This window comes from Paenibacillus sp. sgz302191, from assembly GCF_057749925.1.
Window position 1 is genome coordinate 34404 of sequence record NZ_JBYLHY010000020.1, and the last position, 14316, is coordinate 48719.

At 45.6% G+C, this 14316-nt stretch carries 10 protein-coding genes; 8 read left to right on the forward strand and 2 right to left on the reverse strand.

Translation table 11 applies throughout. From position 1 onward, the window contains the following. Positions 1 to 562 precede the first annotated feature (562 nt). Positions 563 to 1726, forward strand: coding sequence for a DUF4317 domain-containing protein (locus AC3G2T_RS24840; RefSeq protein WP_474679261.1), 1164 nt, complete (start codon positions 563 to 565; stop codon positions 1724 to 1726). Positions 1727 to 2248: 522 nt separating this feature from the next. On the opposite strand, the gene AC3G2T_RS24845 is transcribed toward AC3G2T_RS24840, so the two are convergent. After that, a complete protein-coding gene (locus AC3G2T_RS24845; protein WP_474679260.1) occupies positions 2249 to 2758 on the reverse strand; it encodes a hypothetical protein in 510 nt (169 codons plus the stop codon). Between the two features lie 483 nt (positions 2759 to 3241). On the opposite strand from AC3G2T_RS24845, the gene AC3G2T_RS24850 reads away from it, so the two are divergent. The 3 genes from AC3G2T_RS24850 to AC3G2T_RS24860 all read left to right on the forward strand — a co-directional run bounded on the left by AC3G2T_RS24850 (position 3242) and on the right by AC3G2T_RS24860 (position 7537). Continuing rightward, entirely contained in the window at positions 3242 to 3577 is a 336-nt protein-coding gene (locus tag AC3G2T_RS24850) for a hypothetical protein (RefSeq protein WP_474679259.1), read from the forward strand. Between the two features lie 90 nt (positions 3578 to 3667). Further along, positions 3668 to 4444 (forward strand): peptidylprolyl isomerase, encoded by a 777-nt coding sequence (locus tag AC3G2T_RS24855; RefSeq protein WP_474679258.1) that lies wholly within the window; start codon positions 3668 to 3670, stop codon positions 4442 to 4444. A gap of 24 nt (positions 4445 to 4468) precedes the next feature. Continuing rightward, positions 4469 to 7537 carry a peptidase domain-containing ABC transporter gene (locus AC3G2T_RS24860; RefSeq protein ID WP_488437263.1) on the forward strand — a complete coding sequence of 1023 codons (3069 nt, stop codon included), beginning with the start codon at positions 4469 to 4471 and terminating at the stop codon, positions 7535 to 7537. A 131-nt stretch (positions 7538 to 7668) separates the two neighbouring features. Here the strand turns inward: AC3G2T_RS24860 and AC3G2T_RS24865 are convergent, their stop codons facing one another. Continuing rightward, positions 7669 to 8223, reverse strand: a complete 555-nt coding sequence (locus AC3G2T_RS24865; RefSeq protein ID WP_488437264.1) for a hypothetical protein — start codon at positions 8221 to 8223, stop codon at positions 7669 to 7671. A 695-nt stretch (positions 8224 to 8918) separates the two neighbouring features. Here AC3G2T_RS24865 and AC3G2T_RS24870 point away from each other — a divergent pair. The 4 genes from AC3G2T_RS24870 to AC3G2T_RS24885 all read left to right on the forward strand — a co-directional run bounded on the left by AC3G2T_RS24870 (position 8919) and on the right by AC3G2T_RS24885 (position 14291). Further along, entirely contained in the window at positions 8919 to 10736 is a 1818-nt protein-coding gene (locus AC3G2T_RS24870; protein WP_488437265.1) for a cache domain-containing sensor histidine kinase, read from the forward strand. A gap of 42 nt (positions 10737 to 10778) precedes the next feature. Beyond that, on the forward strand, positions 10779 to 12362 hold the full coding sequence (locus AC3G2T_RS24875; RefSeq protein ID WP_488437266.1) for a response regulator: 1584 nt from the start codon (positions 10779 to 10781) through the stop codon (positions 12360 to 12362). Positions 12363 to 12513: 151 nt separating this feature from the next. Beyond that, complete coding sequence (locus AC3G2T_RS24880) at positions 12514 to 13419, forward strand: ABC transporter permease (protein ID WP_488437267.1); 906 nt, start codon at positions 12514 to 12516, stop codon at positions 13417 to 13419. Positions 13420 to 13421: 2 nt separating this feature from the next. Next, complete coding sequence (locus tag AC3G2T_RS24885; RefSeq protein ID WP_488437268.1) at positions 13422 to 14291, forward strand: carbohydrate ABC transporter permease; 870 nt, start codon at positions 13422 to 13424, stop codon at positions 14289 to 14291. Positions 14292 to 14316: the final 25 nt, after the last annotated feature.

The following is a 14316-nucleotide window of genomic DNA, read 5'->3' on the forward strand; positions in this document are numbered from 1 at the left end:
CTTTAGATACAAACGTTGATGCTGAATACACACTAGCTTCCTGGTTAAGGACTTGGGCAACTAAAACAAATAAAGTCATCGACATACCATTAATCCCTGATTTACTTAAACCTTTTTGACTTTAGAGAAGAAGCCTTCTTGGAAGGCATTGGCGAAAAATCTGCCATCTCAAGATTTCCTGTAACTCTCCTGAAATTATTTTACGTATTGAACGAGCAGATCGATATACTTGGAAAAATATTATTTATTGGGGACTGACAGCATTATATGAATGACGATAATGAGGTGTGTCATTATTAGTGAGGATAGATTCTCAATATTGTTGAGAAATCTTTAATTATGCATTAACATACAGGAAGTAGTTTATCCAAGTGATAAGAAAGTGTGATGTTCACTCTTAATTTAGAACGAAAATAAAGGGAAGTAGCCGTGGATGCCCTTCTCATGAAGGGCTTTTGTTTTGATGTGAACGCTTAGGAAGGCAGATCATCCGTTACAAATTTCTAATTCAATCGTTACTACTGGTAAGGCCATTTCACTTCATAGGAGCGTCTGAGGTACCATGATAAAGAAAGAACTTGCACATATTCGAAAGCAGTTTAAGTTGGATCACCACATGCTTGAAATTTTCAATATTCTTAACGTATATATCATGAAGGAAAGTAACGAGATCTATCATTATGAGCGTCAGCCGTTTGCCCTATTGGACAGGGAGAAGCAGGAACTATATATGGCCAATTTCAAAAAATTGCTCACCGGCGAATTGGATCAGAAGATGTTCGAGTTAAAGTTTCAGGAGGAAGCGGAGACGCCTTCACAGGTGCTTCTCCATCAAGGTTTAGTGACCGGTAATCCGGAAGAATGGCAAGATCTGATGCTCCTGTTGGTGGATAAAATGTTGGCGGATACCAAATATGAACGGGATACGGTCATTACTTTCGTACATGGACAATATTTTAAGCCTACCAAAATCAGGAATGAAGAAGCCGAGGAGAGCGAAAAGGACGAGATGTTCGCGAATCCGTTCATTCTGTGTAGTGTGAATTCCACAGAGCAACAGCGGAAAACCCTCATGTTTGATTACGTCGAGCGGGAATTCAAGTATATTGTCTTCGTAGATCCGATCATTAAATTGAACTCGCCGGAGCAAGGTTTTTTCTACCCTAGTGTGACGGACAACTATTCCGACATGAATCGCATTCTGTACTGCACGGGGAAAGCTAATGAACCGAATGTGCATTTCATCGAGCAAGTTTTGAATGCCGAGAAGACCGTCACGGCGCAAGAAGAGAGAGCCATTTTTGAGGAAATCGTGAAGGAAGTGGCGGGAGATCAGCTCGACGCTTCAACGATCGCTCACGTGTACGAGGAAATTCATCGGGTCATCGAGACTAACGAGGAGGAGGAACCTCCGAAGTTGGACTATAAAGATGTGGAACGCATGCTAACGGTGAGCGGCGTAGAGAACGTGACGATGGAAAAGGTGGAAAGAGCGTTCCAAACGGTCATCGATGACAAAAACTATGAAATCAAAGCAAGCAGCGTCATTCCGAAGTTCACTTCGAAATCGATTAAAATTGATACGAAGATAGCCACGATTTCGGTCAGTCCGCAAGATTTAAAGTACGTGAGACAGGTGAATTATCAAGGAAAACGATGTATCTTGATCGAGGTCGACGAAGACGTCGTGATCGAAGGATTTACGCTCAGTACGGAGACATTGTAGAGTAGGGAAAGTTCACACAGATGGTTTCTCAAACAATATGTAATACTAAATTCGTTTGAAATGAATGTATATTCATGCAAGTGCAGTTGAAAGGCTAACATATTTTTTCTAATGAATTCAGCAGCAAATATGCTTTTCCGCCGCGGCGGACTTAAAATTCCAATCAATTCTGAAACAATAAAAACGGAGTCACGCGGGTTTGCGGGCTCCGTTTTTTAATTAATTCTGCAATATTACATTTTTGAGAAATTCCAGAATTAATTAGAATTGTTTCAGAATTCGTTAGAATCAATTGTTTATGCGTTTTACTGCATAAAATCATCAAGTTTCCAAGATACGGCTATTTCAATCAAGTTTATGTCTTTAACCCCTTCAAGTGAATCAAAACCGTAGCCTCCATCATGCCATTCCTCCGACTTGTGATAGTAATAAGGCTACAGTTTCATAAGCCACAGCAACCTCATCGTGTTGTTATTGAACTTTTGTCCATTAGTTGAACGAGAAAAGACAATTTAAGGTAAGTTATCCCCATTGATAAAAATCTAAAACAAAAACTTTAGATCCAACATCAAAATAAACCTGTGCCCATTCAAATTCATCTTCACCTTGAGGTGGATTCGTTGTTAGTTTATATACCCTGACATTTGATCCTAAAAAAAATGCCTTAAGCATTGTTATTAGTTGTTGTGAAACCTTGTTATACTCCTTGTCATTTTCCATGGATACAACATTATCATCTGTATAGTATATTTCTCCTAAATAAATGTCCCTCATCTTAAACATTGAAAAAAACCAATATGTGCTTACAGTAAATAAGCTTTCTTCCCATGATTCCAATTCCTCTAAACCGATAAGCTCAACGTACTTATGGTCTGAAAGATCGCTATTTTTATTAAACTCACGTACTGCTTCCTTGATGTTTACATTCAGTTCAACAAACTTATATCGATGACCATAACAATTCCCCAGAAAAGTGTTCATGTTACTCAAAGCTTCAAGATAACCATTAATCTTAATGATTTCATTATTCATAAATAAGCTCCATTTCTAATTATACAAAATCGATAGCCCAGCATCCACATTGTTTTGTTAAGTGAGCATTAGTACAAAGTTCCCCTTCTTGTCACCAGTAATGGACAGAGTACATATGATAGTTTATGTTGAATTATCCAATGAGTAGTAGTGTACATTTTAATTAAACTCCATATTACTTAAATATTAATGAATATTATGAAAAAGTACACATGAATTTTTCTAAAGAATTCTGGAATATCACATTTGTTTTACTTTTCTTGAGCAGTGTTCCGATAGCGGAATGACTTGAAATAATGATTTGGCAGCATCGAGGCTGTTCAGTCAAAAAAAGTCTGTCATTTTTAAAAAACCGCGAAGGCTTGATACTGCGCGGTTTCTTGCTATTTATAGGCAGAATCTTTCATTATTCTTTTATTGAGCTGAACTATACTTAAATTAAAGCTTTAATGCTGCAATCATCATAAACGGGAGGAATTAGCAATGTCCAATGATAAAACATCAAAAGATTTTGAGCTTGAAGATTTGGAGAAGCCGTTGACGGAGCAGGAAATGAAAGAAACAACCGGTGGGGGCAATAACGTTCCAGGCCTATTTTTCCAACCGCCTCAAATGCCTGCAAAACCGCCGGAAATACATGTCCCTGTCAATCCCTGCCCGTCACCACCACCTCCATCTTTTGCTATCCATACCCAACCAACACTTCAAACCACAGAACCAACCGTAACCCCTATACTCCCAACTCCAAAAAGTAATGGGTCAGGAAAAATTCCTGATTTTGTCCCGAAAGAACTAAGAGACAAACTTGGAAACCCGTGATAGATGGATTCTTGTAAAACAAATTGTTGAAATGGAAAAAGCCTAACGACAGTTAGGTTTTTTCCATTTCAACGTGAAGGGGGGCTTTATATGGATGCTATGGAACTTGTAACGTTCAGCGTGAACGGTACGGAATGGCGACTGCGCGATGTACTCAAGCTTGCGTGCATGGAGGGCGGTTTTAACGCTGTCGAGGATAGCGTTCGAAGAGCCGTTACGCTGGAATTTGCGGAACAGCACCATATATCGATCGATGAGCAAGAGTGGAAAGCGAAAGCCAATGAGATCCGGCAGCAATTGGGGTTATACAGCGCAGTTGAAACTTTGGAGTGGCTTCGCAGGCGAGGATTGGCGACGTCCGATCTGTTCGAGACGGCCAAAGCCCGTCTTTTAACGGAGAAGGTGAAGCAAATCGTATCGCAAGATCGTATGGATACTTATTTTCTGGAAAATCGGCTTTCCTTTGATAAAGCTAATGTTTCTCAATTGGTTATCGGCAGCAGGGAGCAGGCGCAAGAGCTGCTATTTCAGCTTGAGGAGGGTGAGCCGTTCTACAAGCTGGCGCAAAGCTATTGTTTGAACGGCAGCAGCAAGTATGACGGCGGGTACGTCGGGTGGGTCGGTCGAGCGGAATTGAGCGGTGAAGAGGAAGCGGCCGTTTTCGGTTCGGAAGCCGGACAGACGGTGGGGCCTTTTCCATTCGACACTTCCTATCGGTTGCTCCATGTTTGGGAAGTGTCTCCAGCCGTACTGACCGCGGAGGTTCGGGTAAAGCTTGCCGATCTCCTTTTTGAAGAGTGGCTGAACGAAGCTGTAAAAAGATCGAATATCGATGTTAAACTATGGGACTATTTGGCGGGGAATTAGGCTGATCATTCAGGAGGCTCGGGGATGCTGGATTTACATGCTATGATTTTGGATACGATCCCTATTTTTCAAGTGCTGTCGCCACAGGAGAAAGAGGAGGTATTTGCCTCCTTTGAGAAGATTTCTTTCCATATGGGAGACACGATTATTCGGGCAGGAGAACGAGGAGATTCGTTCCATCTCATTTTGACAGGCAAAGTGCGCATCATCGGAAAGGATCTGGATGGCAAGGAGCTCAATTTAGGTGTAATGGAATCAGGCTCGCATTTCGGACAGGAAGCGCTGTTGAATGAAGAATTTCAAGAACATACGCTGAGGGCGTCGACGAAGCTGGAGCTGCTAAGATTGTCCCGAACCATGTTTATGCAAATGATCGACGCGCACCCTGAATTGAGGGGGTACTTGCTTGAGCAGTTGGCCGATGATGCGATGCGCAAATTTTTGAAGCGGACGGCGCTGTTTGCCCCGCTGCATCATCAGGAGCTGCGCTCGCTGCTTGACATTATGGTCATGAAGGAGTATGTCCCCGGCCAAGCGATCGTCAGAGAAGGGGAGGCAGGAGACGCTTTCTATATCCTTCGTTCCGGCAGTGCTTCCATACTAAAGGATAGCGAGGGAGGCCGGAAGCTTAATACGGTAAAGGCAGGGGAGTTTTTCGGGGAGCTGGCGCTGTTGACGGGGGATCCCCGGAAGGCCAGCGTTGTAGCAGACGAAGCGGTTTCCGTGTTCAGTCTGACCAAGGAAGATTTTGACAAGCTAATTATGAAATTTCCGAAAGTCAGGGAGACGATTATCGGGATTGCTTCTGCTTATTTACAAAATGCGGATATGCCCCGAAATACGGAAACGAACGTTACCGCGGAGGATAGCGCAAGTTACGCAACCGAAAGCATTGCGGAAGATGCCGAGCAAGAGCAGCGGCAGCACGAGGGAGGTCGGAGAACTTGGCGCTTATGGAGCCGGTTCCCGGTGCGCATCCAGCAAAGCGAGTTGGACTGCGGCCCAACCTGTCTCTCTATGATCGCCCAGCACTACGGCAAGCGATTGAGCATCCATCGGTTAAGAGAGCTGGCGCAAGTAGGCCTGGAAGGAAGCACGCTGTTCGATCTCTGCAAAACCGCGGAGTTGATTGGCTTTCAAGCGGAGGCGGTCCGCAGCAGCTTGAAGGGGCTGGCCGAGCAGACGCTGCCTGCTATTGCCCATTGGAAAGGCAATCATTATGTCGTGGTCGTAAACGTGGACGAACGATATGTGACCGTGGCCGATCCGGGTATCGGTTTACTGACGTATTCGCATGACGATTTTCTGAAAGGGTGGACGCTGAACACAGTGTTTTTGAAGCCTGTTGAAGCTTTCTTCTCGCAAGAAGAGTCGAAGCCATCATTCAGGCGCTACTGGGCGTTTTTTGCCTCCCACAAGCAGGCTCTGTTCCATCTTATCTGGATGACACTTCTATTGCAGGTCATTAACCTGGCGCTGCCGCTGTTTACGCAGCAGGTGATTGACAGGGTGCTTGTTGGCGGGAATTATGATGACCTGAACTTTATGCTGATCGTCATGCTAGGCGTCTCGTTGCTAACCATGCTCGTTCAATCGATCAGGGAATGGGTCATTATGGGTACGTTCATTAAAATTGACATCGATATGATCATGAGTTTTTATCGACATGTGTTTCGCTTGCCTATGCGCTACTTCGCCACACGGAAAGTGGGCGACATCTTGACGCGCGCCGGGGAAAATCAGGTCATCCGTCATTTTCTTGTAACGAACAGTATGAATGCGGTGCTGAACGTGATGACGATTGTCGTATACATAGGCATTATGTTTACATATAACGTTACTCTGGCCTGGATCGCGCTGGCGTTCATTCCATGCTTTATTGTACTTACGCTGGTTGTGACTCCGCTTATGAAACGCAACAGCAGGAAGCAATTCCAAACCGATGTCGACTTGCAGAATGCATTAGTGGAGACTATTGGTTCCATGCGTACCGTGAAAGCTCTCGCGGCCGAAGATGAGGTAAGGAAAAAAGTGGAGGGCAAGTTCCGTCAATCGACTCTCGTACAAATGAAGGGTTGGAAAATCGGCTTCTTCTCCGGCTCTGTCGCCTCAGTGCTGCAAACCTTAAGCAGTGTAACCGTGCTGTATACAGGGGCCGGGTTTATTATCGGGGAGAAGCTGAGCGTAGGGGAACTGATGGCTTTTAGCGCGGTGTATGCACTCGTTACAAATGCGGCACTGGGCCTAATCGGCATCTGGGACCAGTTTCAAGGCGTGCGGATTGCTTTGGAACGGCTCGACGATGTGTTCGAGACGGAGGAGGAGGAATCCGATCCGACCCGATTGACAGCGCTGCCGAAGCTGCAGGGAGTGATTGAATTCGAACGCGTATCGTTTCGTTACCATTCCGACGGGAAGAATGTGCTGCAGAATATTTCCTTCGACATGGCTGCGGGTCAGACGATGGCCATCGTCGGTCGAAGCGGGTCAGGGAAATCAACCCTGGCGAATTTGCTGCTTAAGCTATATGCGCCAAGCAGTGGGACAGTTCGGATCGACGGGTACGACCTGAAGCAGGTGCAGGCCGCTACGCTCCGTAAGCAAATTGGAGTTGTGCAGCAGGAAGCGGGACTTTTTAGCGGAACGATTCGTGAAAATATAGCTTATCAAATTCCCGATGCTTCGATGGATGAGGTGATAGCCGCATCTATGCTTGCGGGAGCGCATGAATTCATTATGACATTTCCGAATGGCTACGATACACAGGTTGGGGAGCGGGGGGCGAGCTTATCCGGAGGGCAGCGCCAGCGTATCGCCATTGCGCGGGCACTGATCGGCAATCCGCGAGTTCTGATATTCGACGAAGCGACGAGCGCGCTCGACAATGAATCCGAGAGGACGATACAGCGGAATATGAGCACGATACTCAAAGATCGAACGACCCTCATCATCGCGCATCGACTGAGCACCATCCGGCATGCGGACCGCATTCTCGTACTTGATCAAGGGGTACTTGCAGAGTCGGGTACTCATGAGCAGTTAATGGCTGCGAAAGGTCTTTACCACATGCTGGTCAGTCAACCGTTGGATTAATGCGGAATACTTTTCACCGTGGGTCGTGTTCGTGTTGTGGTCCATTAGTAAAAGAGCGATTAGCAAAGAAGCACCGCGAACTTATTTTCGGGGTGCTTTTGCGTGCCTGATGAAAAGTGCAGGATTGTCTATTATTCTAGAAGATCCTCGATATTTAGTGTGATACCGTTATAGGTTGCATATCCATAACTTTTGGGTTTACCGTCTGCATCTGTGTCAAACAACAGCTTAGCAGGCGCAGCTCCTCCAAGTGCGGAAAAAGTGGCTCTAAATTTCATTTCACCCTGCTTTGAACCGGTCAATTGAACGTTAGCTTCATAACGGCTTTCACCGCCGGCATTCATATTTATTTTCTCATATCCATTATAGAATTTCACACCGTCATCGCTAAAGTTCACATACTGTACTTCCGTTTGTCCTGAGAAAATGGAGGAAGCATTTCTGATATAGGAGATGTATCCGGATGTTTTTCCTGCAATTTTCCCATTCACGTTCGGATTAACGGTATTTAGTACGGTCAAGCCTTTTATACCATACGGGATGTTATCTGTAGTTGGTTTAATCGGTACAGTTTGTTTAGGCTTATAATCAAGCAGGTTTACTTTCTGGATCCGCATTTGCGAACCGCCGCTGCCTCGAAATACTTCCAGCCACATCGCACGTTTGCCGTTCGGGTGCCAGGACATCGGTGAACAATACACCCAATTCTTATCCGTAGTGAGCTGTACTCCTTTATACCCTGTTTGGTTTATAGAACGATGAACGTCGATCAATACGGGACCGATGTTACCTTCCCTGAAATTGCGTACCCCGGTTATCGCATACGTGTACAGCGGCCACATCATATCCGTAAAGGTATATATACCGTAGGGTCTAGGCATGAGTCCAAATATGGCCGGGTCCGTATGTTCCGAGAACCTTGTACTCATTTTTCATCATGCTCGCCTCCAACTTAATAATTAACATTTAGCTCAAAATTCAAATCAATCCAATATTAACTTATCCCATTTCACCTCCCACCAGCTTAAATTCCAAGGCATGTCTGAATTTGTATCCGCTTACAAAAATAATATATAATTTGGGAAAAAATTACTCAACAGGTCATTTTTAAGTTTAATCATGGTCATTTTTAAGGTCATATACAAGCACAAGTCCTAAAAAAGCACAAAAATACCCTTGTATAAACTTAAAAATGCCCCTTTGATAAATGAATATTCTTAAAGTATATTCCTTGTAAACGGATACAAAATGGAGCCGTGTCAAGACGTTGTAACTTTGGAGGTAAAAATCGCCATCTTCTGCCTAAGATACTTCGGTAGCGTCGATGCATCACAGCATGTACAATAGTTAGAGAAGACGTTTGACAAAGGAAGGGCTGGGTATGGAGCGCAAAAGTTGGATGCGAAGGGCTATTTTCATAATAAGAAACATGAGATTCCAAAATAAATTAATGGCAGGCTACCTTCTGGCTTGTGTCATTCCGTTACTCGGTGTAAGCGCCATCATCTTTCATCAATCGGCTGCGGCGCTCGAGGATTCCTCTCAGGAATTCGCCGCTCTGTATACGTCTCAAATCAGGACTACTTTGAACGAATTCATGAAAGAATATGACAAGGTCACGAAGTCGGTGCTGGTTGACAACGAACTGATCTACAAGCTAGGTGAAGAGGGAAATATGTCCATGGACGAGTTGATTGTCCAAAGAGTTGCCGTCCAGCGGCTGCTGATGCGGGTCGCATTGCTCAAACCGGAGATCAGTACCGTGATGTTGATCAGCCGCGATAAAAACGTGTATCAGTATACGACTACGACAAGTAGAGTGAATGAGAACATGTTGCTATCGCAGGAGTGGTTCAAGAGGCTCCGCAGTTCGGATGATACTTTTTTTATTACCGGGTTGCATGACCGTTCCTATTACGAGGATAAAGGGGCAGGAGCCGTAGTGACGGTAGGAAGAGTGCTGTTCAGTTCCAACGGGGCATACGCAGGTATACTTCTCATCGATCTGGATCCGTTTACACTGCTGCAGCTTGATCATGATTTCGTATTGGCTCGGGACAAATACGGCATAAGTGTCATCATAAGCAATCGACAAAAAGAAATCGTCTACCATTCCGATGCGGCCAGCGGCCGGTTATCCTGGCAGCAGGTGCTTGAATCCGGAGCGGAGTACATCAAGGATAACGACAGCCATGACCGGATTATTTTATCGGGAAACACCTCGCAAGGGAATTTGTTTATCAAAACCGAGATTCCGCGCTCGAAGCTGCTGCAGAAAATCAATCAGATCAAAGGAATGACGGTAATCGTTATCCTGACAAGCTGTCTGATCATCACGCTCATTTCGTTTGGTTTAAGTTATACGATCACCAAACCTATCAAGGCTCTCCGCAGGAGCATGAAGCAGGCGGAAGTAGGCCAATACCTGCCCATAGAGAAAGAACAGGCAAATGACGAGATCGGAAGTCTGGTAAACAGTTACAACAAAATGATTATAACGATCCGAACCTTAATTGAAGACGTGTATATCGCCGAGATAAAGCAGCGACAAGCCAAATTCATCGCGCTTCAAAATCAGATCAACCCGCACATGCTATACAATACCTTGGAATCCATCCGCATGAAGGCGCTGGTAAAAGATGACGAGGAGACCGCCGGCATGATTAAAATTTTGGCTCGTATGTTTCGGTTAACGTTAGGTAAAGAAGGCAGACACCATTCGGTGAAGCATGAATTGGAGTATACGGTCAATTATTTGCAGCTTCAGAACATTCGGTTTGATAATATGTTCAGACTGGATATCAGAATCCCCGACGAGATACTGCATTGCAGCATCATCCCTCTAGTATTTCAGCCTATAGTGGAAAACAGTATCAACCATGGATTTGAGGACTACAGCCGGATCATGAATATCGGGATTGAAGGCGTCTGGACGGAAGAAGGGGGGATTTTAATCCGGATAACGGACGACGGGGTCGGTATGTCTTTGGGGAAACAAGCGGAACTGATTGCATTGCTGGAGGATGCCAAATCGGATAAATATAAACTGGAAGAAACCGATATACCGGAGAGTAACGGGTTAGGCCTCAAAAATATCGCTGAACGCATAAAACTCCATTATGGCGATCGGTATTATCTGACAATTCGCCCTGGAGTTGATCATGGAACGACAGTCGAATTTTTAATCCCTAAGCTTTAGGCGGATGTCAGGTGCGAGAATAGAAGGAGAGGGGCTTTTGGGATGAGGTTGATCTTGGTGGATGACGAGAAAGGCATTGTGGACGGTCTCAAAAAAATGATAAGCCGCTATATCCCGGAATGTGAGGTTATAGGCACAGCTTATAATGGTTTAGAAGGGTTCAAATTCATTCAAAAGCTGCAGCCGGACATCGTCATTACGGATATTCGGATGCCGCAAGCGGACGGCCTCGACATGATCAGAATGCTGAAAGACGCGGGCAGTCGGACAAAATTCATTCTGTTAAGCGGATATGCCGACTTCGAATACGCTCGAAGAGGCATGCAACTGGGAGTGCAGTTCTACATCAATAAGCCGGTTGAGGAAGAGGAACTGCGCGACTGCGTTTACCAGGTCATAGAGGCGGTCCGTGCGGACACGGCCAAGCTGCAGGAAGTGGACGAATTGAAGCAGGAGGTTCATAGCCGTATGCAAGAGAGCGCCTTGCGGGATATCCTTGATGTCGGCGGCGAAAATACGGAGCTTATGGAAGAGCTGCTTCGGATTGCGCGAATTCCGACAGAGGGTGCTTGGTTCGTTTGTATCCTGCTTGAATTCGACGGCGGCGCCGAAGCTTTGAAGGAATTTAGTCTTCAGCAGGTGTTCCGTCAAATCGATCTGGGCCTGGGGCAGTACCGTGGAGTGTATCGGTTTCGTTATTCGGGCGCCCAGGTTGCAGTGGTGGTTACCCATGGCGGTTCCATCGGGTATGCAGATCTGGTTCGTTCGGTACAACGTCTTAAAGAAAAGGTATACCGGCAATTGGAGCTGTCCATGACCGTCGGCATCGGTACGGTTCAAAAACGGGCCGCCGGAATCAGCCAATCTTTTGAGGAAGCCCGTTACGCATTAAGCTATAAAGTCGTTAAAAGGGCGGGCGCCGTGATCCCTTTTCCTGAGATCATGAATCTGACAGAACGGAGTCAGCCTGTTCCAGAAGCGATGATCGCTAAATTGGAAGCCGGTCTGGACAACATGGACGAGATGGAATGTGTTGGCATTATCCGTGAGATCTTTCGAGGGATGCAAGCTGAATCAAGCATGAGTCCGGCAGATCTCCAGTTGCAGTGCTTGAACATCCTTTTATCGAGTGTTCGGAAGATGTCCTTTCAGCAGCTGCAGCAAAACGATTTTTTGGGCCGTCATATTTTGTCGCTAGAGGGCATTTCGCGGTTTCGGACGCTGGAGAGTCTGGAGGAATGGATGGTTCAAGTCATCAGAACAATTATTGCGTTCAAACTGGAGCATAATATTCCCAAGAAGAAGGACATTATCTCCGAGGTCAAGGAATACGTATCTACACATTACAATGAACCGATCACCCTTGCAGATCTGGCTGCCCGTTTTTTCATCAGTCCCTATTATTTAAGCCAGTTTTTCAAACAAAAGACGGGGGATACTTATGTGAATTTTTTGACCCAGATCCGAATCGGCAAAGCGAAAGAGCTACTGGAGAAGACAGATTTGAAAGTGTACGAGATCTGCCAAATGGTAGGATACTCGGATTCGCAGCATTTTGCGCGGTTATTCGAGAAACTGACAGGGTGCAAACCCAGGGATTATCGCAAGAAATTGCCGAGCGTTTAAACGTTTAGCCACTCCAGGCAGGAGTGGTTTCTATATATATTCTTAAAAATACCCTTGTTTAAACTTAAAAATACCCGATTGAGCGATGCTTCCACTAGTTGTATAGTATCTGTGTAAGCGAATTCAACAACTAGAAACTGGAGGGAACAAGTTGAAAGCAGTTGCATTTCATCGAATGAAGGTGTTTTGGCCGCTGTATGTGATGGCGATTCCGGGAATTATTTTTCTCATTGTATTTAAATACATTCCGCTGGCCGGTTCTGTAATCGCCTTCAAGGACTATTCGGTTTTCAAAGGATTCATCGATAGTCCTTGGGTAGGTCTCAAGCATTTTAAGACCCTGATTCATTATCCTGACTTCGTCCGAGTGTTTGGGAATACGCTAATGCTGGGATTTCTCAAGCTTGTACTGGTCTTCCCGGTGCCCGTTCTGCTGGCGCTGATGATTAACGAGATTCGAAAATCGGCGCTGAAGAAAGGGATCCAGACCGCTCTGTACATTCCGCACTTTTTGTCTTGGGTTATTGTTGCCGGTATCGTCTTCGATTTCTTTTCATTAAGCGGGTTGTTCAACATTGTAAGCGGGTGGTTTGGTTTTGAACCCCTGCTGGCTATGCAGGAAAGCGTATACTTTCGGCCTGTTTACGTGATCGCATCCATATGGAGAGATGCCGGTTGGGGAACCGTGGTGTATATAGCGGCCATCAGCTCAATCGATCCTCAGCTGTACGAATCGGCGATGATCGACGGCGCATCCAAGTTTAAGCAAATCCGCCACATTACGTTTCCGCTTCTTTTACCTACCGTGCTGGTGCTGTTCCTGCTTGAAATCGGCAACTTCTTGGATCTCGGTTTTGATCAAGTGTATAATCTGATCACTCCGATGACGTATAGTGTAGGAGACATCCTGGATACGTACGTGTTCCGGACAGGCATTCAGCAAGCGCAGTACAGCTTTGCGACGGCAGTCGGTTTATTCCAGTCGGTGATTGGATTTATACTGGTGTTTATATTCAATAGGCTGTCGAAGAAAGTTTCGGATGGGGGGCTCTGGTAGGCATGTTTGAATCGAGAGGAGAAAAAGTATTCGTAACGACAATTACGGTCTTTCTCATACTGTTGTCCGTCATAGCGCTCGTACCGCTCCTGTCCGTGATCTCCACCTCGCTTAGCTCCAAAAGTGCCGTGGATATGAACCTGGTAACGATATGGCCGAAGCAATTTACGTTAGACTCCTGGGGACATATGATCGACCGTCCCGACCTGTGGAAATCGTTCTTCTTGACCTTGAGCTCGACGGTGATTGGCACGGTTTTGGCCCTGCTAGTGACCGCGCTGCTTGCGTACCCGCTGTCAAAGCCGGAGTTTCGCTGGGGACCTGTCATTATGGTCGGCGTCGTGATTGCGATGATCTTCAAGGCGCCTATCGTGCCTTACTTCCTAACGGTTCGCGGCATCGGCCTTTATAACAATCCGCTGGTCCTGGTCATACCGCATATCCTGAATCCGTTCAATCTGATTATCATGAGAACCTTTTTCAAACAATTTTCCAAGGAATTGGAGGAAGCCGCCTTCATTGAGGGCTGCGGATATTTCCGGATGCTGTTCCAATTCGTGCTTCCGCTGTCCAAAGCAGTATTGGCGACACTTGCTTTATTCTACGGTGTAATGCTGTGGAATCAGTTCCAGCATCCGCTCTTTTTTCTGCAAGATCCGGACTGGTTTCCGCTGCAGATCAAGATTCGACAGTTCATTACCGACGATAACGTGATTATGGCGGGTGCCGTTTCAAAGGCTGATCTTAACTATAATGAGCGGACTCTAAGGGCAGCGACAGTTATTTTTGCGATCATCCCGATCATTTTGGTGTATCCTTTCTTGCAGAAATATTTTGTCAAAGGAGCCATGATCGGCTCCGTAAAAGGGTAAACGACCCTTTCCGGTTTATGGGCAA